At 44.3% G+C, this 22,263-nt stretch carries 23 protein-coding genes; 7 read left to right on the forward strand and 16 right to left on the reverse strand.

Annotated elements, in window-relative coordinates:
• Window positions 1-158 precede the first annotated feature (158 nt).
• Window positions 159-1,013 carry a formyltetrahydrofolate deformylase gene (gene purU / locus ACXAFM_RS07545; RefSeq protein WP_039217723.1) on the forward strand — a complete coding sequence of 285 codons (855 nt, stop codon included), beginning with the start codon at window positions 159-161 and terminating at the stop codon, window positions 1,011-1,013.
• A gap of 95 nt (window positions 1,014-1,108) precedes the next feature.
• Here the strand turns inward: purU and ACXAFM_RS07550 are convergent, their stop codons facing one another.
• Together ACXAFM_RS07550 and ACXAFM_RS07555 are read right to left on the reverse strand one after the other, a co-directional pair.
• Window positions 1,109-1,546: a hypothetical protein gene (locus tag ACXAFM_RS07550; RefSeq protein WP_474828293.1), complete on the reverse strand. Its 438-nt coding sequence runs from the start codon at window positions 1,544-1,546 to the stop codon at window positions 1,109-1,111.
• Between the two features lie 64 nt (window positions 1,547-1,610).
• Window positions 1,611-2,129 carry a YgjV family protein gene (locus ACXAFM_RS07555; RefSeq protein WP_474828295.1) on the reverse strand — a complete coding sequence of 173 codons (519 nt, stop codon included), beginning with the start codon at window positions 2,127-2,129 and terminating at the stop codon, window positions 1,611-1,613.
• A 255-nt stretch (window positions 2,130-2,384) separates the two neighbouring features.
• Between ACXAFM_RS07555 and ACXAFM_RS07560 the strand changes: the two genes are divergently transcribed.
• Together ACXAFM_RS07560 and ACXAFM_RS07565 are read left to right on the forward strand one after the other, a co-directional pair.
• On the forward strand, window positions 2,385-4,574 hold the full coding sequence (locus ACXAFM_RS07560; RefSeq protein WP_474828297.1) for a M3 family metallopeptidase: 2,190 nt from the start codon (window positions 2,385-2,387) through the stop codon (window positions 4,572-4,574).
• 386 nt (window positions 4,575-4,960) lie between these two features.
• The gene (locus ACXAFM_RS07565) at window positions 4,961-6,871 is read left to right on the forward strand and encodes a methyl-accepting chemotaxis protein (protein WP_474834047.1); all 1,911 of its coding nucleotides are present in this window, start codon (window positions 4,961-4,963) and stop codon (window positions 6,869-6,871) included.
• A gap of 59 nt (window positions 6,872-6,930) precedes the next feature.
• Here ACXAFM_RS07565 and ACXAFM_RS07570 read toward each other — a convergent pair whose 3' ends face one another.
• Window positions 6,931-7,518, reverse strand: a complete 588-nt coding sequence (locus tag ACXAFM_RS07570) for a hypothetical protein (protein ID WP_474828301.1) — start codon at window positions 7,516-7,518, stop codon at window positions 6,931-6,933.
• A 199-nt stretch (window positions 7,519-7,717) separates the two neighbouring features.
• Window positions 7,718-8,572, reverse strand: coding sequence for a hypothetical protein (locus ACXAFM_RS07575; protein WP_474828303.1), 855 nt, complete (start codon window positions 8,570-8,572; stop codon window positions 7,718-7,720).
• 207 nt (window positions 8,573-8,779) lie between these two features.
• Here ACXAFM_RS07575 and ACXAFM_RS07580 point away from each other — a divergent pair, with 207 nt between their 5' ends.
• Window positions 8,780-10,588 (forward strand): cation:proton antiporter, encoded by a 1,809-nt coding sequence (locus ACXAFM_RS07580; protein WP_474828305.1) that lies wholly within the window; start codon window positions 8,780-8,782, stop codon window positions 10,586-10,588.
• A gap of 271 nt (window positions 10,589-10,859) precedes the next feature.
• On the opposite strand, the gene ACXAFM_RS07585 is transcribed toward ACXAFM_RS07580, so the two are convergent.
• Complete coding sequence (locus ACXAFM_RS07585; RefSeq protein ID WP_474828307.1) at window positions 10,860-12,170, reverse strand: 3-deoxy-D-manno-octulosonic acid transferase; 1,311 nt, start codon at window positions 12,168-12,170, stop codon at window positions 10,860-10,862.
• 129 nt (window positions 12,171-12,299) lie between these two features.
• Here ACXAFM_RS07585 and ACXAFM_RS07590 point away from each other — a divergent pair, with 129 nt between their 5' ends.
• Both ACXAFM_RS07590 and ACXAFM_RS07595 read left to right on the forward strand, forming a co-directional pair.
• Window positions 12,300-13,373, forward strand: a complete 1,074-nt coding sequence (locus ACXAFM_RS07590; protein ID WP_474828309.1) for a glycosyltransferase family 9 protein — start codon at window positions 12,300-12,302, stop codon at window positions 13,371-13,373.
• Between the two features lies 1 nt (window position 13,374).
• Window positions 13,375-14,481 (forward strand): glycosyltransferase family 4 protein, encoded by a 1,107-nt coding sequence (locus tag ACXAFM_RS07595; protein WP_474828312.1) that lies wholly within the window; start codon window positions 13,375-13,377, stop codon window positions 14,479-14,481.
• A gap of 121 nt (window positions 14,482-14,602) precedes the next feature.
• Here the strand turns inward: ACXAFM_RS07595 and rpsQ are convergent, their stop codons facing one another.
• The 11 genes from rpsQ to rpsJ are packed head-to-tail and all read right to left on the reverse strand — an operon-like array spanning window position 14,603 to window position 19,540.
• A complete protein-coding gene (gene rpsQ, locus ACXAFM_RS07600) occupies window positions 14,603-14,860 on the reverse strand; it encodes a 30S ribosomal protein S17 (protein ID WP_012516966.1) in 258 nt (85 codons plus the stop codon).
• Complete coding sequence (gene rpmC / locus ACXAFM_RS07605) at window positions 14,860-15,051, reverse strand: 50S ribosomal protein L29 (protein ID WP_012516965.1); 192 nt, start codon at window positions 15,049-15,051, stop codon at window positions 14,860-14,862. Before rpmC ends, rpsQ begins: the two co-directional genes overlap by 1 nt.
• Complete coding sequence (rplP, locus tag ACXAFM_RS07610) at window positions 15,051-15,461, reverse strand: 50S ribosomal protein L16 (RefSeq protein ID WP_012516964.1); 411 nt, start codon at window positions 15,459-15,461, stop codon at window positions 15,051-15,053. Before rplP ends, rpmC begins: the two co-directional genes overlap by 1 nt.
• 2 nt (window positions 15,462-15,463) lie before the next feature.
• Window positions 15,464-16,168 (reverse strand): 30S ribosomal protein S3, encoded by a 705-nt coding sequence (rpsC, locus tag ACXAFM_RS07615; RefSeq protein WP_014947978.1) that lies wholly within the window; start codon window positions 16,166-16,168, stop codon window positions 15,464-15,466.
• Between the two features lie 9 nt (window positions 16,169-16,177).
• Window positions 16,178-16,510, reverse strand: coding sequence for a 50S ribosomal protein L22 (gene rplV, locus ACXAFM_RS07620; RefSeq protein ID WP_012516962.1), 333 nt, complete (start codon window positions 16,508-16,510; stop codon window positions 16,178-16,180).
• An 11-nt stretch (window positions 16,511-16,521) separates the two neighbouring features.
• Window positions 16,522-16,797: a 30S ribosomal protein S19 gene (rpsS, locus tag ACXAFM_RS07625; RefSeq protein WP_012516961.1), complete on the reverse strand. Its 276-nt coding sequence runs from the start codon at window positions 16,795-16,797 to the stop codon at window positions 16,522-16,524.
• A gap of 15 nt (window positions 16,798-16,812) precedes the next feature.
• The gene (gene rplB, locus ACXAFM_RS07630) at window positions 16,813-17,637 is read right to left on the reverse strand and encodes a 50S ribosomal protein L2 (RefSeq protein WP_012516960.1); all 825 of its coding nucleotides are present in this window, start codon (window positions 17,635-17,637) and stop codon (window positions 16,813-16,815) included.
• Window positions 17,638-17,651: 14 nt separating this feature from the next.
• Entirely contained in the window at window positions 17,652-17,951 is a 300-nt protein-coding gene (gene rplW, locus ACXAFM_RS07635; protein WP_012516959.1) for a 50S ribosomal protein L23, read from the reverse strand.
• Window positions 17,948-18,553, reverse strand: a complete 606-nt coding sequence (rplD, locus tag ACXAFM_RS07640) for a 50S ribosomal protein L4 (protein ID WP_118490523.1) — start codon at window positions 18,551-18,553, stop codon at window positions 17,948-17,950. Before rplD ends, rplW begins: the two co-directional genes overlap by 4 nt.
• Window positions 18,554-18,571: 18 nt before the next feature.
• Window positions 18,572-19,210, reverse strand: coding sequence for a 50S ribosomal protein L3 (rplC, locus tag ACXAFM_RS07645; RefSeq protein WP_014947975.1), 639 nt, complete (start codon window positions 19,208-19,210; stop codon window positions 18,572-18,574).
• 18 nt (window positions 19,211-19,228) lie between these two features.
• Window positions 19,229-19,540, reverse strand: coding sequence for a 30S ribosomal protein S10 (rpsJ, locus tag ACXAFM_RS07650; RefSeq protein WP_010179497.1), 312 nt, complete (start codon window positions 19,538-19,540; stop codon window positions 19,229-19,231).
• A 427-nt stretch (window positions 19,541-19,967) separates the two neighbouring features.
• On the opposite strand from rpsJ, the gene ACXAFM_RS07655 reads away from it, so the two are divergent.
• Window positions 19,968-22,184: a GspE/PulE family protein gene (locus tag ACXAFM_RS07655; protein WP_474828317.1), complete on the forward strand. Its 2,217-nt coding sequence runs from the start codon at window positions 19,968-19,970 to the stop codon at window positions 22,182-22,184.
• Window positions 22,185-22,263: the final 79 nt, after the last annotated feature.

The raw sequence follows: 22,263 nt of genomic DNA on the forward strand, positions 1-22,263 counted from the left end.
CTAAGCAGCCCTGATGACTGAAAGTAAAGGCTGAGAGCAATGACTGAGAGTGATTATGAGTTATAGCAATTTAAGCTGGTATTAAATCGCCTATAGCCTTTACAACGCCTAGCGTCACGGGTAAAAAGATAGCCTGTTTTTTTATTCAAACTGCTCACATGCAACAAACATTTAGATTAGTTATAGACTGCCCTGACCAAATAGGGCTAGTTGCCAGCGTGTCGCAATTTTTAGCCGACCACAACGCAACCATCGTTGAAGCCAGCCATCATACCGATTTACAAACCGGCCGCTTTTTTATGCGCCATGAAATTAGTACCGATTCGCTTAAGTTAGATCACCAAAGCTTCGTTAAAGAGTTCACCCCACTTGCTAACGAGTATCAGATGAACTGGAAACTCAGTGACTCTAGCAAAAAGCAGCGCGTTGCTTTGTTAGCGAGCCTCGAATCTCACTGTTTAGTTGACCTGCTTCATCGCTGGCATACTGGCGAGCTGCACTGTGATATTCCAGTGATTATTGGCAACCACCCGCAAATGAAACAGTTTGCTGACTGGTACAAAGTCCCTTTTCATTGGGTAGACTTTAAAGCCTTAGGAAAAGAAGCAGCATTTGCGCAAATCACCACCTTACTTCAAGAGTACAAAATTGATTTGACCGTGCTTGCCCGTTTCATGCAGATTTTACCTGATACGTTGTGCCAAGAGCTGGAAGGTAAAGCCATTAATATTCACCACAGCTTCTTACCTAGCTTTGCCGGTGCTAAGCCTTACCAGCAAGCCTATGATCGCGGCGTAAAATTAATTGGCGCAACCTGTCATTATGTCACTAAGGACTTAGATGAAGGCCCAATCATTGAGCAAAGCGTTAAACGTATCAGCCATAGCGACAGCGCAGCTGACATGGTGCGCAAAGGTAAAGACTGTGAAGTAACCGCACTGGCTCACGGTGTGCGCTACCATTTAGAAGACCGCGTAATTATTCACAGAAATAAGACCGTGGTGTTTGCGTAAATTTTTATACTGATAAAATAAAAAAAGCCCGCGAGTAAACATTACTTTCGGGCTTCTTCTTACACTGTTTTCGCTCTACACTTTTTTCGTTTTATTTAGACATTCTTTTTTACGTTGTTAAATCCATCATCACCGAGCACTTCTTGAAGCCTAGCTTTTATTACGGCTTCCTTGTGTGGATAGTGAAAATCAAATCCCCTGCCATTCTTATCTAAAATTACCCCGAGATAACGGTGAGAAACATTTAGCGCATAAATTGTGTCTGCGTTCACTTTTAGTGGCTGGCGCTCGTGACGGTGAAAATAATGAAAGACCAAGAACTCGCCATCGTTCTCTATCAAATCTTCGATAGGGTATCTTCTGCTGACCCCGCCGCTTCTTAAAAAAGAATAATAACTAACACAAAGCCCTACACTGCCAAGGGTAGCCGCTAGTTTCAATTCACCATCTGCATTTATGTTAAAAATAAAAAGAGCGAGTAGAAGAGCCGGAGCACCGAAAAATAGAGCTTTGTCGATGGGTTTGCGTTGCATTACCTTGCCTGTGGATTCAACTCCGTTTGACAATAAATACATCACAAAACGACTATATATTCAACTAAATTGGGCTAGTGCGCATGGCACGCCTAAGCTTCATGTAGTACCACAGGTTTGATACCGCAAATAGCGCTTCAGTAATGGCTAACCCCCACGTTTGAGTAATGACGCCGTATGCCGTGAAGTTGATTGAACCAATAATCATACACACGCGAAGGCCTGCTTCTTTACAGTGCAGTTCGCCAAAGCGATAAGCCATGAAAGTTAACACAGGCATAGCTTCAATCAGAGATGTTTTACCGGTTAAATTGTTTACTGTCAGTACAATCACCATCATAGTGATTAAAGTAATGTAAGTTGCGATAGGCGACAGTAGCTTGTTTTTTACTAGTCGATAACTGGTACTCAGTCCTGCCACCGTGATAACTACGGCACCTCCCCACGCTTGCTCGAAAGCCAAAAGAGAGCCAATGGCAATACATAGCCCCAAGTTCAGCAGCAGTAATTTGCGTTCAGTATTCGACCCAAAAGAGGCCAAAGCGAATGCTACGGGAAACCCGTGAAGAAGTAATTCAAACATGGTGATCACAGTAAATAAGTTAGTGGTTTACGGGCTGTGGAGTACAGCTAATTCAGAACGCGCGCAGTGTAATTTCCAACCAGCGCAAAACCAATCAAAATTTGTGCAATTTCGACGAATTGCATACCAGTACGATTTCCCCTCCAAACCGCTGTACTGCAAGGAATTACGTTAAAGAGCATTTAACTTATTTTTACATTATCTTAAGATGGTTTTTGTCAAAAAACCTATAGATAAAAACAGACAGGAAAACTCATGGGTAAATTTAAAACATCACTTACCGCGATAGCGGTTGTGGTTGCACTTGGTGCATGTTCAGAACAAAAAGCACCTGAGACCACCAGCACAGATGTACAAAATACAGCGACATCTCAACAAGCACAGTTTGATAACGTGCTGCTTCAAGAGTTTAAAGGCCCTTACGGCGGTGTGCCTGCTTTTGATAAGATGAATTTAGAAGATTTAAAGCCTGCACTAGAAAAAGCCATGGAACTGAATCTTAAAGAGATTGAAGCCATCGCGAATAACGAAGCGCCACCAACGTTTGAAAACGTTATTGTAGAAATGGAGCGTGCAGGTGCAGAACTTGGCCGCGTATTCACCTATTACGGCATTTGGAGCTCAAACAAGTCTAGCCCTGAATTCCGCGAGATTCAGGCAGAGATGTCACCTAAGTTATCGGCTTTCTTCACGCAAATTACGCAAAACGAAAAGCTTTTTGAAAGAGTTAAAACGGTATACGAATCTGACGAGTTAGATTCACTTACGCCAGAAGAACAGCGTATAACCTGGATGACTTACAATAGCTTCGCACGCAATGGCGCGACGCTAGATGGCGAAGCAAAGAAGCGCTACGCTGAAATTAACCAAGAGCTTGCTACGCTGCACACTAAGTTTTCTAACAACGTGCTAGCAGACGAAGAAAACTACGTTACTTATATTACTGAAGACCAGCTTGACGGTTTACCAGCTTCATTTGTTAAGGCAGCAAAAGCAGCAGCCGAGTCTCGCGGCGAAGAAGGTAAATATGCAATTACCAATACGCGTTCATCAATGGACCCGTTCTTGACCTACTCTACAAACAGAGAGCTTCGCGAGAAAGTATGGCGTACTTACTACAACCGCGGTGACAATGCTGACGAGTTTGATAACAACGACATTATTAAACGCATCTTAACTCTTCGTGACGAGCGTGTTGAGCTATTAGGTTACGAAAACTACGCACAGTGGCGCTTAGAAGATCGAATGGCGAAGAACCCAGAAAACGCTATGGATCTGATGATGAAAGTATGGCCTGCTGCTATTGCTCGCGTTGAAGAAGAAGTGGCCGACATGCAGGCCATTGCCGATGAAGAAGGTGCAGACATCACTATTGCGCCATGGGACTACCGCTTCTATGCAGAAAAAGTGCGCCAAGCAATATACGACCTAGATTCAAACGAAGTAAAGCAGTACTTACAGCTTGATAAGCTTCGCGAAGCGATGTTTTACGTTGCAGGTCGCTTGTTCAACTTCAACTTCACACCTGTTGAAGAAGGCAAAGTGCCAGTTTTCCACGAAGACGTGAAAGTTTGGGAAGTAACCGACAAAGACAGCGGTGAGCACATTGGTCTTTGGTATCTTGACCCGTTCTCTCGTCAGGGTAAGCGCTCTGGTGCGTGGGCAACGACGTATCGCTCTTACACCACGTTCGATGGTAAGAAGACCGTATTGTCTTCAAACAACTCGAACTTCGTAAAAGGCGCTGAAGGCGAAGCCACGCTTATTTCGTGGGACGATGCTGAAACCTACTTCCATGAATTTGGTCATGCTCTTCACTTCTTAGCGTCTGACGTAGAATACCCGTCTTCGCATTCTGGTGTACGCGATTACACTGAGTTCCAGTCTCAGTTGTTAGAGCGCTGGTTGACCACCGATGAGGTAATCAACAACTATCTGGTTCACCATGAAACAGGCGAGCCAATTCCAGCAGAACTAGTTGAGAAGATTAAGAAGGCCTCAACCTTCAATGAAGGCTTCAAAACCACTGAGTACATGGCTTCAGCCATCATGGATCTGAAGTACCACACTACCGATCCTAGCAAGATTGACCCTGACACTTTTGAGCGTGAAGAGCTTAAGAAGCTAGACATGCCGGAAGAAATTGTTATGCGTCACCGCTCACCTCATTTCGGCCACGTATTCTCAGGCGAAGGTTATGCAGCGGCCTATTATGGCTACATGTGGGCAGAGGTATTAACCGCTGACGCAGCGGAAGCCTTTATGGAAGCACCGGGTGGTTTCTACGATAAAGAAGTAGGCGATCGCTTAGTAAAATATCTATTCGCCGTACGTAACGCAATGGATCCAGCTGAAGCATATCGCAAGTTCCGTGGTCGTGACGCCAAGGTAGATGCATTGATGCGTGACCGTGGTTTCCCTATTCCTCAGGAAAATAAAGAATAAGCGAAACGGCGGCAGCAGCAGGCTAAGTTAACGCCTGCGACTAACCAAATCCGTTTCTGAAATGCTTAGGCTCTCGTATTTGTTATAACAAATACGAGAGCCTTTTTATTTATCCCCTTCATATGTAAAGGCTAATATTTTTTATTGACCTGTTGGTCAATTATGCCTCACAATCAATTTACCCTTTTCATTAGCAAAAAGTATAAACTTTGCAATGAATAGGTCGATAACTTCTCTGCGCGTTAAAAAATAATAAAAGCATTAGCGTAAGAATCATAAAGTAGTACTGGCCAGCTTACGATCCAGTATTAGACGTTGCTGTGCCTGCAATGCCACGTCACCTTTAATCTATTAATTTTCAGCATTAACTTACGTGGTCGAAAGTCATGACTTTCAGTATTAAACAAAAACTTATTATTTCTCTTATTGTGGCCGTACTTGCCGCAGCTATTCTTGTAGGTTCAATTAGCCAATGGATTGCCCGTGATCTCGTTAAAGAGAACATGGAAGAACTACAGCTCCCTTCTTTACTGAAACAGGTTGGCAACCGCGTAGACAGAGAGGCTAGCGTGATGCTTACCGTAGCACACAGCATTGCCTCTAACCCGGATATTCTCGCTTGGTCATCAGCCGGCGCCGATTCGGCAGGTGAGCGTCGTCTACTGGGCTATCTAAATAATATCGTTGAATTTAACGATTTAACGGTAGCCTCGTTTGTAGACAGAACCACCTACAAATATTGGAACCAAGATGGCTTTTTGCGCGTGCTTCAAAACGACGAATTTGATGGATGGTTTTTCGCTTACAAAAATAGTGGCGAACCCATCTCGCTGAGTTTGTACAACGAACCCGGACAGGGTTACCGCCTGTTTGCTAATTATCAGCAAGTAAACGGCAGAGGTATGTCAGGGGTAGCTAAATCGGTAGATGAGTTATTAGGTATTATCAATGCCGTTAAAATTGCGCAAACCGGATTTGTTTTTCTTGTAGACGGAAGCGGTACTATTATCGCGCACCCCAATACCGATTTACTGGGCAAAGCCAAATTAGCGTCAATAAGTGATTCGAACACAGCGGGGCAACTGCTCAATCGTCAGGGGTTCGCCATGGCCACCAGCGACTCAGCAGGCGATACTCAGTTATTTGCCAGTACCTATGTGGAAAAGGCGGGTTGGTACGTAGTAGCGCAAGTACCCGAACACGAACTTTATGCATCTTTAGATGCTGGTAGTCGCCAAATCATTATTTGGGCGTTGACCATAGCCGGTGCTTTTGCATTTATCGGAATATGGCTAGCTGGAACTCTTACTAAACCACTTGAATCACTCGCAGATGTCTTCCAACAGCTTGGTAGAGGTCAAGGCGATCTGCGCTCGCGAATTCCTATGCCTGAACAAAAAGAAATTGCCCGCTTAGTAGAAGGGTTTAATAACTTTATCGACCACCTTCACGGCACTATCTCTCAAGTAGCTAAAACAAGCCATGCATTAAAAGCATCGGCTCAGGATGTAGCAAATCAGTCTCATCAAACTGAGAGCTCTACGAAAAGCCAACGAGATCAGACGTTGCAAGCTGCTGCGGCATTAACAGAGATGGGCAGTACGGTAAATGAAGTGGCCCAGTCAGCGACTCATGCAGCGCAAAATGCGAATTTAGCAACCACAAACTCGGCTCACGGACGCGAAATTACTCAGCGTGCGGTGCAGGCGATAAACGGCCTGTCAGAGCAAATTCAAGATGTATCACGCGTTATTCAGTCGCTAGATGAACATACAGCAGCCATTGGCGGTATCCTTGATACTATAAGAGGTATTTCGGAGCAAACTAACCTACTTGCGCTTAATGCTGCAATTGAAGCCGCGCGGGCTGGCGATCACGGCCGAGGTTTCTCGGTTGTTGCCGATGAGGTTCGAACTTTGGCGCAACGTGCCGCCCAAGCGACTGATGAAATACAGGTTAAAATTGACAAGTTCCAGCAGGACTCCAAATCTGCGGTTTCGCAAATGGAGTCAAGTCGTGCGCGCACTACCGATGTGGTAACCGCAACTAATGAAATTGACAAACTGCTTCAAGATATTGCTGAAGAAATTGCTCACATTAATGATGTGAACACGCAGGTAGCGACAGCTACAGAAGAGCAAGCAACTGTGGTTGAAGATATAAACCGAAACATTAACGATATCAGCGCATCTAGTGAAGAAACATTAAATGCGACACAGATATTGGTGAATGTGAGTGACAAGCTTGATGAGTTGGCTCAAGAGCTTTCGTCAGAAGTGAGCAGGTTTAAGTTGTAGGCTTTTCTATATGCCCATTGCTGAAAGTGACAAGGTAAAACAACCTTTTACGCCATCATTTAAAAAGTGATGGCGTACTGCACTTTAACTTGATTGTCGCGGCTTGAACGCCAAGGTAATTGGAGTGACGCACCATCGCTTTCCCACGACTCTCGCATAGCGCCGAAAGTAAGTAGGTGCTTATCTTCGTTTAACGGAACTTCTACGTATAGACCTGCTGTTGTGCTCGTTGGTAGTCTGATTGTATCGGCAACCGGGATACGCATCTCATGTTGTGGGCGCACTTTATGACTCAACCCTACACGGTAATCCCCTCTATCCCACCAGCTAACTACTTCAAATTCATGACTTCTGACACGCTGCGACAAAACACCGTAGTCAAGAAGGCCTTTGTTGTAGTGCACAATAGCTTCAATGTTAAACATAGGCGCTATTTTTTGGCTGAAAGCTAATTGATATTGCTTCTGCTTGCAGCCTTTAAATTTAATTTTATTTTTGGTGAGGGTTAAAGAGAATATATCGTCGCTGTCTGAATATTTGTTGAGCCATTGTTGAGCCTTTTCAACCACAGAGGCATTAGCTGCCCCAGCCATTAATAGACTTGGGCAAACACACATTGCTAAAAAGGACTGGTGTAAACGTCTCATTTTGATTGCCTCTGAAATTGTGGTTGGCTACAACTTGTTCAATCACAATTTGAGTATAGACGGTAGTACGGCTAGTTGGGTATTAGCCATTTTACTAATATGGACTAAAAGATAACTTTAAAGGAATGATGATGAGTCACACAACCAGTGACGGCGTATGCACACGATAAGCTAGCCATGCTGGCATATCAAAGGGCGCTTACCTTGATACAACCTGTGAGCTAGACAGAGATGCTTTGCGCCCCTCCGTTGCTTCTTCACTAAACCAATAGGTGCCCTTGCTATCCACACAGACACCTTCAACTTGTTTATATTGCTCTAACGCCCAAATATCATGAAGCGTATAGTCTTGCGAGATTTGCGCAATAAAGGTAGCAAAATTGCCAAAGGGGTCTGATTTATAACCTGTGATAACAAACCGGTTTTGATGGCGGTCGAAGTCAACGCCCGTAACCACACCTGGTAGGCCATCAATTGATGTAAAAGGGCTGATAGTTTGTTCGATCTCCCCTTCGTTAACTTTGTAAACATGAGTTATGCCCGTTCTCCAGCTTTTCGAGAACAAGAGAAGTTCATCACCATGCTTAACCATTGCTTCTGAATCAAAGTCATGAGCGTATGGGATATTAATGTTAGCGTTATTACCCGCATACTTTAGCGTAAAGGTGGTAATTTCATTTGCGTTACGGCGACTTACTTTGTGAACCTCTACCTTTTCTCTGTTGCCTTTGTTGTTTCCGACATCGGCTATATAAAACGATGTGTCGTCAGCCGTTATGGCTTCCCAGTCTCTATTAGTAAGCGGTAAGCGCGTGCGCTCAATTATTTCACCTTGATAGTTAATGCGATAAATAACGGGCGCATTTCCGGAATCGTTGAGCGAAAACATGCTATCGACGTCGCAAAATAAACCAGAGGTTTCTGACAGTTCTTCAGGTAGTTTAACAGTACTGTTCACGATCAATGAAGCAGTTGGAGTGGGATATTGAGTCACGCATGCCGAGATTAGCAAAAGCGCTAACGGTAAAAAGGTAAGTTTAAAAAAGCGGCTCAAAAGATAACTCCAGAATAAACGATAAGTATAAATAATAACAAAGCTTGAAACATCAACATGCATATTACAACGCTAAAGACAGTCTATTGGTCTAAACTTCTTACCCAAGCGTATATCGCTGTAAGCTTAACTTGTTCTAAAGTCTCAGTATGATAAATGATTAAGCTAATATACGATGGAATAATAACAACTTCTTAAGGATTCACTTTGTCAGACCCGCTTCTCTCACTCGTTGCAGTAGGACTGCTGTCAATAACATGCCAATACTTAGCTTATAAGGTAAGGCTTCCTGCAATTTTGCCACTCTTAATAGTCGGTATTGTTGTCGGCCCGGTATTCGGTGTGCTTAATGCGGACGACTTATTTGGCGATTTATTGTTTCCCGTCGTTTCTCTTTCTGTTGCCATTATCCTGTTCGAAGGCTCACTGACGCTAAAATTTGGTGATATTGCGGGCCATGGCAATATGGTGAGGAATTTATGCTCTATCGGTGTATTAGTCACCTGGGTGGTTGCGGCGACAGCCGCACACTATAGCCTAGACCTTTCATGGCAGTTGTCCTTTTTGTTCGGTGCTATCGTTACTGTAACTGGCCCTACCGTTATTGTTCCCATGCTAAGGACTGTACGACCTAAAACTAACCTAGCCAATATTTTACGTTGGGAAGGTATAGTTATCGACCCTATTGGCGCCTTGCTAGCGGTGCTGGTATTCGAATTTATCGTAGCGTCACAAGAGACAGCTATCACACATACGCTCATTGCCTTTGGAAAAACCGTTGGTATAGGCTCTGTATTGGGGCTTGCCTCAGGCTATTTACTGGGTCTATCTATTCGTAAGGAATGGATCCCTCACTATTTGCTCAACACCGCTGTGTTAACCGTTATTTTAGGTGTATTTGCTGCATCAAATTACGTAGCGCATGAATCGGGCCTTTTGGCCGTGACCATCTCTGGCATGGTGTTAGCCAATATGAAAGATGTTGATGTAGAAGACATCCTCGAATTTAAAGAAACCTTAAGCGTGTTACTTATTTCCGGCTTGTTCATACTGCTTGCCACCCGACTGAACTTACAGTCTGTCATCGATGTAGGATGGGGCTCGATTGTGGTGCTAGCCGCTATTATGTTTGTAGCTCGGCCTCTGTCAGTATTAGCATCATCCATTGGTACTGGGCTTAAGCTTAATGAATTAGCGTTGCTAAGTTGGATTGCCCCACGTGGTATCGTTGCGGCAGCAGTCTCAGCCCTGTTCTCTCTTAAGCTTGAAGAAATCGGCTACGAAGGAGCGGGCATTATAGTGCCTATCGTATTCATGGTGATTATCGCGACAGTTGTGGTACAGAGCCTTACATCACGCACCGTTGCGTCGTTACTTAAAGTACGTGCCCCTGCTCCAACTGGCTACCTCATTTTTGGTGGCAGCAAATTTAACCGCGCCTTGGCGTGTGAAATGCTAAATCAAAAATTAGACGTGACAATTGCAGATACCAACTGGGATGCCATTAGAGAAGCGCGCATGATGGATATTCCGGTGTATTTCGGAAACCCTATGTCCGATCATGCAGCCCGACACCTCGATTTAAACAGCTTTGGCACTGTATTAATAATGTCGCCCTATAAACAATTGAACCCGCTTATTGCCTATCACTTTGAATACACTATGGGTAAGGACAAAGTGTGGGCGCTTACTAATAATGAGCAGTCGACGCGACCTAGTCACCAAGTAAGCGAACAATACGCTAAAAAGCTAACGTTATTTGATGAAGGTGTAACTTATGGTTACTTAGCGTCTGCTATAGCCCGTGAATCTGCGGTTAAAACGACCCGGCTTTCGGAAGAGTTTACCTTTGAGCAGTATACGAAGCAGTATGGTGAACGGGCTACGCCGCTTATTGCCATTAACGCCGAAGGTAAAAGCTACACCTTTATTAACGGAAACAGTATTCAGCCTAAAGCTGGCTGGCGTGTTATCAGCTTGATTGAGCCAGAGCTTGAACAAAAAGTAGAAGAGTAAAAGTAAGAAAACCTCCTGCCTCTCGGCAGGAGGTCTCTCCCTGGAGAACACGTAACACAGTGCCCTTTTTTAAAGGTGCATATTTATTTGGATTTTACTGCTGTTACGCTGTCGTAGCCTTTAAAGCAAAGAGTAGACCAAATTAATAAAAACCATAATTTACATAACCTTACATTAATTTACGCGTTCTAGTTTTACTGCCACTTCTTAGAAAACCCCATTTAGGTGCATAAGGCGCACTATTTAGGGGTTCGTTTTTTAATCAAAACAATTAGTTAACGTATTTTCGTATGCACTGAACTGTAGCTTCAAGAGCACCACTATTTTCTTCTAGTACTTTACGGCCTGATTGGCCTGCTTTTTCTCGCTCATTGGGGTTTAGAAGCCATCTATTCACAATCGCCGACATTGCTTCCCCACTCTCTACTTTTATCAGCGCGCCACACTCTTCTAAATAACTGCAGATAACCGGATTATTATAAGTGTGAGGGCCCATTATTATTGGAATAGAAAAGCTTGCAGGCTCTAGGGCATTGTGCCCCCCTCTATCAGCTATGGAGCCACCAACAAAGGCGAAAGAAGCCACCGCATAGGCATCATTTAATTTTCCCATCTCATCGAGTAACACAACATTGGTATCTTCTGGTACAGATTGCACTTGAGAACTTCGAACAAAGGGTAGTGAATTAGCTTCAATAAGTTTCGCTACTGTATCGAAACGCTCGGGGTGACGCGGAACAATAATTACTTTTAAGGAAGGGCTTTTTTGCCACAACTCTTTGGCCGCTTGAAGTACCGCTTCTTCTTCAAGGTCATGGGTACTCCCCGCTACAAGTATGGGGTAATCTGCTCGATTCAAACCTAAAAAAGGATGCTCCGGCGCGGTAGCAGAAGCTACTTGGTCGAACTTAATGTTGTTAGTAAGCGTAAGCTTTTTATCGGGCACCCCAAGCCATGCGTAATTTTTGTAGTCGCGCTGCCCTTGGGCACAAATATGGTAAAGCTTAGCGAGCATAGGGTTAAACAACTTACCAATCTTTTTATAACGTCTGGCAGACCTATCGGTCATACGAGCGTTAACGACCATTACAGGTATATCCCGTTTCCAGCATGCGTGGATAAGGTTAGGCCATAACTCTACCTCGGTAATTAGCACAGCTTTGGGCTGAATTCTTCTAAGCATTCCTGCCATAGCCATATGTAGATCGTAAGGTAAGTAAAAGTGATGCACGCTGTCACCGAAGATTGCGCGTACCCGCGCAGAGCCAGTAGGCGTAGTGGTGGTCACCGTAATTTGGCAATCGGGATCGTCCGCCATGATGCGCTTAATTAAACAAGAAGCCGCGACCACCTCTCCCACTGAAACGCAGTGAAATAAGTATCCGTCTTTTTTAGGTGCATGTGCGACGAACCCAAAGCGTTCAAACCTTCTGCGGTTATAGTCTTTGTTTCTGGTGGTACCTCTTAGCATTAACTGTAAAAAGGCGAAGGGAATAATGAACACTAATACAAGCGAATATGCCCATCGGCATATATCTTCGATAAGTGTGGGTTTGTAGCCGTTACGCTCGGCAGCAAACATAAATTGTCCTTAATGGTAAACATAAACGCATACATAACCGTTAATACAATGTGCGTCATTAAAGTGTCGTCAAACTGTGATGATATTGCTAGCTAGTTAGCTTCACGTGAATTTTGAAAGCCTATTCTAATGCCGAAAGACGTACAACAAATTCTTTTTATCAGGCTTAGCGCAATTGGCGATATTGTAATGGCTTCTGGCCTACCGTCTAGCATAAAGCAAAGTTATTCCCAACACGGTGAGCCTGTTGAATTAACTTGGTTAGTAGAAGCCCCCTATGTCGCGCTAGTTAGCAGTCAGCCTTATGTCGACCACGTTATTGCGTGGCCAAAAAACGAATGGCGAGCGCTGTTAAAGGCTAAAAAATACTGGGCGCTTTTTAAAACTATAAAAGCGTTTAGAAAACAGCTCAGAGAAAAGAACTTCAAAGTGGCAATTGAAGCGCAAGGTCTGTTGAAAAGCGCCTTTTTCGCTTACATCAGTGGTGCTTCACAACGTATAGGTTTTAAGAGCAAGGAAAATAGCCAGAGATTACTCACTCTCGCGCTAGATAAGCCAACATCACAACAAATTAGCAGCGAATATCGACATCTCGCTAAAACACTATATTCACTTTGCAGCGCTGAAAACAATGATAGCTCAGACTATGAAATGTGCATCAGATCAAGTAGCGCTACTATGCAGTCAGCGATATTGAAAACTAGTCACTTAGGCTTAACACAACCCTTTATAGCCATCGCGCCTTTTACCACTCGCCCTCAAAAGCATTGGCCTTCTGAACACTGGCAAAGTTTAATTCACAAGGTACGCAAACACTCTAGTTTACCTATCGCTATTTTAGGAGGCCCTGGGGATACTGCAAAAGCAGAAGCCTTAACCTTTGAATGTAACGGAGTAATTTCGCTGGCAGGTAAAATTAGCTTAGAGGAGTCCGTAAGCGTGCTATCACTTTGCCATGCATTTGTTGGCGTAGATACGGGTCTTACCCATTTAGCTACAAGCTATAAAAAACCTACTATTGCCATTTTTGGTTCAACAAGACCCTACACCATCACTGAAAATGCAGATACCCATGTACTGTTTGAAGACATGCCTTGTGCCCCATGTAAACGAAAACCCACATGCAATGGCCGCTTTGACTGCATGACGCTCGTTACACCTGAACAAGTCTTTAATCAGCTTAAACCATATATAAACCACTAATATGAGCAACAAGCATTCTGTCAACATTAACGTTCTGCATATCGAGTTGGGAAGGCATTTATACGGTGGTGCGAAGCAAGTAACTTATCTAATCGGTGCGCTAGATAAAGACACTAGGTTTACTCAACATCTTGTTTGTGCCGCTAGTAGCGAAATCAGTCATTACAATTTTGACCGCTGTAAAACCCTCTCTATTGGCTACAATGGCGATACCGACCTAATGGGCTTTAAGCGTTTACTTGACGCTATAAAGCGCATTAGGCCCGACATAATTCACGTACATAGTCGACGTGGCGCTGATGTCTGGGGCGCACTGGCAGCAAAGTTCACTGGAATACCGGCGATATGTACCCGACGTGTAGATAACACAGAAAGTAAATTCGCTCGCTTTAAATATCGAGAATACGAAGCTGTTATAAGCATATCGGAAGGTGTGCGCAAGGTTGTCTCAAAGCATTGCGAAAAAGTAAAATACCAAGGAGTTATTCACTCTGCCGTTGACCAGGAAGAATACGGACAGCCGGCTGACCAGCAGTGGTTAAGGAATAAGTTTAATATTCCTCAGCACCACTTCATTATCGCTAATTTTGCACAATATATCCCCCGTAAAGGGCAAGCCGATTTGATACTCGCTATGCGAGAGCTAACAACGCAATTCAATAACCTAACTTGCCTTCTTTTTGGTAAGGGCTCGCAAGAAGAACACTATAAGTCGTTAATCGACGAATACAACCTGCACAGTAGCGTAAAGCTGTGCGGGTTTACTAACGACGTCGCTAGCATATTGCCAAATATAGACGCGCTGGTTCACCCCGCTTACGCTGAAGGCCTTGGCGTTATACTTCTACAAGCAGGTATAAGCAAACGTGCTGTTGTATCAACCCCCGTTGGCGGAATTCCGGAAATTATAAAACACAAGGAAACGGGTTTGATGGTAAGTCCTGGAGATGTCAGCGGACTTGTGCAAGCAGTAAGCTTATTGATAGCAAAACCCGAAGAAAAGATAGCATTAGGTAAAGCACTTCACCAGCATGTGAAAACACACTTTAGCATAGAGAATATGGCAAGAGAGTATGCTGCGCTTTATCGACGAGTAGTGAAAGTATGAAAGAAAAAAGCAAAGTTTGTTATTGAGTAAAGTTCACCCTGTTGACTATTTAGGGTGGTTTAGCAAACACAAAAAAGCCGCTCGAAAGCGGCTTTTTTAAGACTTTGAAAAAAGTTAGCGATTAAACGCCAGCTTTTTCAACAACGTCAACTAGCATCCAAGATTTGTTCTTAGATAGCGGGCGACATTCACGTACTGTTACTACGTCACCTTGGTTGCACACGTTGTTTTCGTCGTGGGCGTGAAGCTTAGTAGAGCGCTTGATGAACTTCCCGTAGATTGGGTGCTTAACAAAACGTTCAACTACAACAGTGATGGTTTTATCCATCTTGTTGCTAACCACACGACCTTGTACTGTACGAATTTTTTGCTCAGTCATTACGCATCAGCCTTTTGAGTCAGAATGGTTTTAACACGCGCGATGTTACGACGTACTTTTCTCAACTGATCAGTTTTTTCAAGCTGACCTGTTGTGTGCTGCATGCGTAGGTTGAACTGTTCGCGTAGCAGGTTAATCAACTCTGCGTTCAGCTCTTCTACGCTTTTGTCTTTCAGTTCAGTCGCTTTCATTACATCACCGTCCGAGTTACAAAGGTTGTTTTAAATGGCAGTTTAGCCGCTGCCAATTCAAACGCTTCGCGTGCAAGATTTTCAGGAACACCTTCCATCTCGTAAAGAACACGACCAGGCTGAATTTGGCATACCCAGTACTCAACGTTACCTTTACCTTTACCTTGACGCACTTCAAGAGGCTTCTCAGTAATTGGCTTGTCAGGGAAAACTCGAATCCAAATTTTACCTTGACGCTTAACGTGACGAGTCATAGCACGACGCGCTGCTTCGATTTGGCGCGCAGTCATTCGACCACGGCCAACTGCTTTAAGGCCGTAAGTACCAAAGGCAACAGTGCTACCCGCTGCGAAGCCGCGGTTGCGGCCTTTGTGCATCTTACGGAACTTCATGCGTTTTGGTTGTAACATGATTAGCCCTCTCGCTTAGCGTTGCGGCCTTTCTTCTTAGGTTGAGCAGCTGGTGCTTGCTCTTGAGTTGTAGGTAGACCACCTAGAACTTCACCTTTGAAGATCCATACTTTAACGCCGATGATACCGTAAGTAGTTGACGCTTCAGAGGTTGCGTAATCGATGTCCGCACGGAAAGTGTGCAGAGGAACGCGACCTTCACGGTACCATTCAGAACGTGCAATCTCTGCACCGCCCAAACGGCCGCTAACTTCAACTTTAATACCTTTCGCGCCTAGACGCATTGCGTTTTGAACTGCGCGCTTCATAGCACGACGGAACATAACACGACGCTCTAGCTGGCTAGAGATGCTGTCAGCTACTAGCTGACCATCTAGCTCTGGCTTACGTACTTCAGCGATGTTGATCTGAGCTGGCACACCGGCTAGCTTAGATACGTAGTTACGCAGCTTTTCTACGTCTTCACCTTTCTTACCGATTACTACGCCTGGACGAGCAGTGTGAATAGTCACACGGATGCTCTTAGCAGGACGCTCGATCACGATTTTAGAAAGTGAAGCGTTCTTAAGTTGCTTAGTCAGATACTGACGTACCTGATGATCGTTATACAGGTTGTCTGCATAGTCTGCAGTATTAGCGTACCAGGTAGAAGTCCATGGTTTGCTGATACCCAGGCGTATACCTGTAGGATGTACCTTCTGTCCCATTATCTACTCCTAGTTATCCGCTACAACCACAGTGATGTGACTGCTGCGCTTAAAGATACGATCAGCACGGCCTTTAGCACGTGGCTTGATGCGTTTCATAGTTGGACCTTCGTCAACGAAAACCTTGGCAACGACTAGCTCGTCGATGTCCGCGCCTTCGTTGTGCTCTGCGTTAGCAATCGCAGATTCCAAAACTTTCTTTACTAGCGCTGCGCTTTTCTTCGGGCTGTACGCAAGAACTTCTAAAGCTTTCTCTACGTGTAAACCGCGAATTTGATCCGCAACCAAGCGTGCCTTTTGAGCCGACGTGCGGGCAAAACGGTGTTTAGCTAATGCTTCCATCTTCCTACCCCTTAACGTTTAGCTTTCTTATCCGCGACATGGCCGCGGTAAGTACGCGTTGGCGCAAATTCGCCCAACTTGTGGCCGACCATTTCGTCACTAATAATGACAGGTACATGTTGGCGACCGTTATGGACCGCAATGGTCAACCCAATCATATCTGGGATGATCATAGAACGACGAGACCAAGTTTTGATTGGTTTACGTTCGTTCTTTTCCACTGCAGCCTCTACCTTCTTCAGCAAGTGAAGGTCAATAAAAGGACCTTTCTTGAGAGAACGTGGCATGGTGAATCCTCGCTATTACTTGTTTCGACGACGTACGATAAGCTTATCAGTACGCTTGTTGCTTCGGGTTTTCTTACCTTTAGTAGGAACACCCCAAGGAGTTACTGGGTGACGACCGCCTGATGTACGACCTTCACCACCACCGTGTGGGTGATCAACCGGGTTCATGGCAACACCACGAACGGTAGGACGAATACCACGCCAGCGTGTAGCACCAGCTTTACCTAGTGAACGAAGCATGTGTTCTGCATTACCAACTTCACCAATGGTGGCGCGGCAATCAGAAAGAACTTTACGCATTTCGCCAGAGCGTAGACGTAGGGTAACGTAGTTTCCGTCACGTGCTAGGATCTGAGCGTAAGCACCAGCAGAACGTGCGATTTGTGCACCCTTGCCAGGCTTCATTTCAATTGCGTGTACAACAGTACCTACAGGGATGTTACGCATAGGTAGCGTGTTACCAGACTTGATCGGAGCACCCGAACCAGACTGGATTGCATCACCTGCTTTCATACCCTTTGGAGCCAGAATGTAACGACGTTCACCGTCTGCGTACAATACTAGTGCAATGTTTGCAGAACGGTTTGGATCGTATTCTAAACGCTCAACTTTGGCTGGAATGCCGTCTTTGTTGCGTTTAAAGTCGATTACACGGTAGTGTTGCTTATGACCACCACCAATGTGACGAGTGGTAATACGACCATTGTTGTTACGACCGCCAGATTTGCTGTTCTTTTCAAGCAAAGGTGCGTACGGTGCACCTTTGTGCAGGTCAGGATTTACGACCTGAACAACGTGACGACGACCGGCAGAAGTTGGCTTAGCTTTCAATAATGGCATTTCTAATCCCCTTCTTACTCAGCACCACCGACAAAGTCGATGTCCTGACCTTCTTTAAGAACCACGTAGGCCTTTTTCCAGTCGCTGCGCTTACCGAAAGACATGCCGTGACGCTTGGTTTTACCCTTAACGTTCACAGTACGAACACCTTCAACTTCAACTTCAAACAGTTTTTCAACTGCAGCTTTGATTTCAGCTTTGTTCGCGTCTTTAGCTACTTTAAATACAACTGTGTTGTTCGCTTCAGCAGCCATTGTAGACTTTTCTGAAACGTGAGGTGCTACTAGCACCTTCAGTAGACGTTCTTCTTTCATGCTAACGCCTCCTCAAGTTGTTTAACCGCATCAGCAGTAATTAGCACTTTTTCAAATGCAATCAAGCTCACTGGGTCGATGCCTGCTACGTCACGTACGTCAACTTTGTACAAGTTGCGTGCCGCTAGGAACAAGTTCTCATCAACTTCTGGAGTAACGATTAGAACATCATTTAGTTCATATTCGTTAAGTGCAGAAATAAGAGCTTTAGTCTTAGGTGCGTCAACACCGAACTTCTCTACAACAACCAAACGGTCTTGACGGATTAGTTCAGACAGGATGCTCTTAAGTGCACCGCGATACATTTTCTTGTTAACTTTTTGGTCAAAGTCACGAGGCTTTGCTGCGAAAGCACGGCCACCGCCAACCCAAATTGGGCTACGGATTGTACCAGCACGTGCACGGCCAGTACCTTTTTGACGCCATGGCTTCTTACCGCCACCACGAACTTCAGCGCGAGTTTTCTGCGCTTTTGTACCCTGACGAGCGCCTGCACCGTAAGCTACAACTACCTGGTGTACCAGGGCTTCGTTGAATTCACGTCCAAAGGTCGCTTCGGATACTTCAAGAGCGCTTTGCGCGTCTTTCAATGTTAATTCCATCAGTTCACTCCCCAGACGTTACGCTTTAACAGCTGGCTTTACGATTACATCGTTGCCAGTTGCGCCAGGTACGGCACCTTTAACTAGGATAAGGCCGTTCTCTACGTCAACACGTACAACTTCCAAAGACTGAGTAGTCACTTGCTTGTTACCAAGCTGACCAGCCATTTTCTTGCCTTTGAATACTTTACCTGGTGATTGGTTTTGACCAATTGAACCAGGTGCGCGGTGTGACAAAGAGTTACCGTGTGTCATACGCTGTGAACTGAAGTTCCAGCGTTTGATTGCACCTTGGAAACCTTTACCTTTTGATGTACCAGTTACATCAATCTTTTTAGTGTCGTTAAAGATTTCAACAGTGATTTCACTGCCTACTTCAATATCGGCACCTTCGTTTTCTTCTAGGCGGAATTCTACTAGAGTGCGTCCAGCTTCAACACCAGCTTTAGCAAAGTGACCTGCTTCAGCTTTGTTGATGCGGTTAGCTTTCTTAGTTCCAGCAGTAACCTGAAGAGCGCGATAACCGTCAGTTTCCTCAGTACGAAGCTGAGTAACGCGGTTTGGGGTCGCTTCAATAACAGTCACAGGGATAGACGTACCATCTTCAGTGAAGATGCGAGTCATACCCACTTTACGACCGACTAGACCAATCGCCATTGTTATAACCCTCTCTTATTAGCCCAGGCTGATTTGAACATCAACGCCAGCAGCCAAGTCCAAACGCATCAACGCGTCAACTGTTTTATCAGTTGGCTCGATGATGTCTACCAAACGCTTGTGAGTACGGATTTCATATTGATCACGCGCGTCTTTGTTAACGTGCGGAGAAATCAGAACTGTATAGCGTTCTTTGCGAGTAGGTAGAGGAATAGGACCACTTACCTGAGCACCAGTGCGTTTCGCAGTTTCAACGATTTCAGCCGTAGACTGATCGATCAACTTGTGATCAAACGCTTTCAAACGAATGCGAATTCTTTGATTTGGCATCGATTAAGCTCCAATCGAAAGAACAAAAAAATTCACCTTTTCTCTTCCATTAATTCCGGAAAGAAAAGATGTGCGTAAACCGATGGTTCCCTATCGGAACCCTGTTCTTTTTTCTAGCACGCCAGCAACAGGCTAATCAGTAATGATGAATCCGTTACTTCGGCAACCACCCTAAAAGCAGTGAGGTTGCGGCTAAAAACTTCATACCCTAATTGGGCAGTGGGCGCGAATTATACAGAAAGAAGAGGGCAATGCAAGAGGCAGTTTGGTTTTTATACACATATTTTATTTCTGCTCCCCATAAACTAGAGTAGTAGAGAAGAAATGTCTGTTTTATTGTATAATTTCTGTCTTAATTAAGAGGAAGTGTTAGCATAGCTTCAATGTTCAACAGGGAAGTAGGCATTGACCTTACATAAGTGTATTTATGGAAGTAGTAAATAATCAACAAACATTTGCGCAAATTAGACGCATCTTAAATAATCATTCTACGCTGCTTGATGCTTACAGCGTAATTGAACCTATGATTTTAGACTTATTCGATGCTAAGCGAATGAGTATTTTCCAACGTCGCCGTCAGCATCAAGACCTAGTAGCACGATTCAAAACGGGTAAGGAGACTTTGGAGATCAAAGTTCCTATCAGCCCCATGTCTATTGCTGGATATGTAGCGCTTTCTCAAAACTCTATTACTATAGATGACCCGTACGACTCCCAGCAATTAAAGAGTATCCATCCTCGTTTACGCTTCGCAGATAGATTCGATAAAGATAGCGATTTTAAAACTCGGAATATTTTATGTGTGCCCATTATGAATGCCGGCGTACTTATGGGCGTTATCCAAGTAATCAATAAAAGTACCGGGCCTTTTTTAAAAGAGGATGTTGAACTTTGCAATGCTTTAGCACTGATACTAGGGGATAAGTTTAGGTTTGAATTAGGTGGCACAAATAACCCCTTTGACTTACTCGTCCATAAGAGCCTTATCGAAGAGCAAGCTCTCGAAGATGTTAAAGCAGCGGCGTCAGATATTCGAAATCTGATTCAGATACTAGTGCAAGAGCATAGAGTACCAGAAGAAGAAATAGGTAATTCACTTTCCGTTCACTACCAAGTACCTTATCTTCCTTACTTACCAGACAAATATCACCGCTTCGAAAACGACAGTCGCCTTAATGTCAGCTATTTAAAGCGCAACTATGTTGCTGTACTCGCTGATGTTCATGACAAACCTATCGTACTCATGGCAGAGCCAAATAACGCTTCGCTTTTAATGGAAATTGAAAGCGCTATGGGTATAGATAGTTATGAAATTGCAGTGAGCTTACCTAGTACTATATTGCAGTATCTAGGTGAAAAAGGCGCAAGTTCTGGCCCAGGAGAGATGAGCGATATTCTAGATGAAATCGGTTCATCAGTAGAAGATAGCGACGAACAATTTGACGAACTATCTGACGACGCCCCTGCGGTAGTTAGATTAGTTAGTCGAATTTTACATGACGCTAAGCGCCTTAACGCATCAGATATTCATATTGATCCAGAAAAAAATGCCCCTACTCGCGTAAGAATGCGCGTAGACGGCGTGTGTCGAGACATGAACCAAGTTCCTAACTCGCACCACAATGCTGTAATTGCGCGTATTAAAATTATGTCTAATCTTAATATTGCCGAAAAACGAGTACCTCAAGACGGTAAACTTGCCTTCAAAATGGGCGGGCAGTTGGTTGAAGTTCGTGTTGCAACCATCCCCACAGTTGCAGGAGAAGGTGTTGTAATGCGGATATTGGCATCTGGTGGTGCAATGCCAATTGATAAAATGAATCTTGCACCTACTAACAGGCAACGCTTAGAGCATATGATCAAAAAGCCTCATGGCATTTTGCTTGTTGTAGGGCCTACCGGTTCAGGTAAAACTACCACTCTTCATGCCATTTTGGGTTACTTAAACACACCAGAAAAGAAAATTTGGACAGCGGAAGACCCTGTTGAGATAACTCAAGCAGGTCTACAACAGGTGCAAGTAAGTGCAAAAATAGGCTTTACGTTCGCCAATGCGCTTAGAGCTTTTCTTCGTGCCGATCCAGATATTATTCTGATTGGTGAGATGCGTGACAAGGAAACCGCACATGCTGGTATTGAAGCCTCACTAACGGGGCATTTAGTGTTATCTACACTTCATACAAACTCTGCGCCTGAAACAATTACACGTTTGCTTGATCTAGGACTTGACCCAGTAAACTTTTCAGATGCCTGTGTGGGCATATTAGCTCAGCGCCTAGTAAGAACAATTTGCCCTAATTGTAAAGAACAGTATCCTGCAAGCGAAAAAGATTTGGCGTTCATTGAGCGTCAATATGGAGCTGAGTATCTACATGAATTGAATCTACCGGAACCTCTAATGCTCTATCGTGGAAAAGGATGCAATGACTGTGGAAATACCGGTTATAGAGGAAGAACAGGTGTTCATGAACTCTTGGGTATGACACCAGAGTTGCGCTCTCTTGTGTATAAAGAAGCAAGTGTTGCAGAAATGAAAGCACAAGCGACTACGGATGGCATGAGAACCCTTGTACAAGACGCCATTTTTAAAGTAATCAAAGGCGATACCGATATAGCGCAGGTTCAAATTATAGGTGGGGATTAAATGCTTTTATCATTTTCGCTATAGCAGCCTCCATAATCTGTACTTAAATACGGTTTTTTGAATACGAAAAATATAGTAT

The organism is Alteromonas sp. ABD4_190, assembly GCF_056160105.1.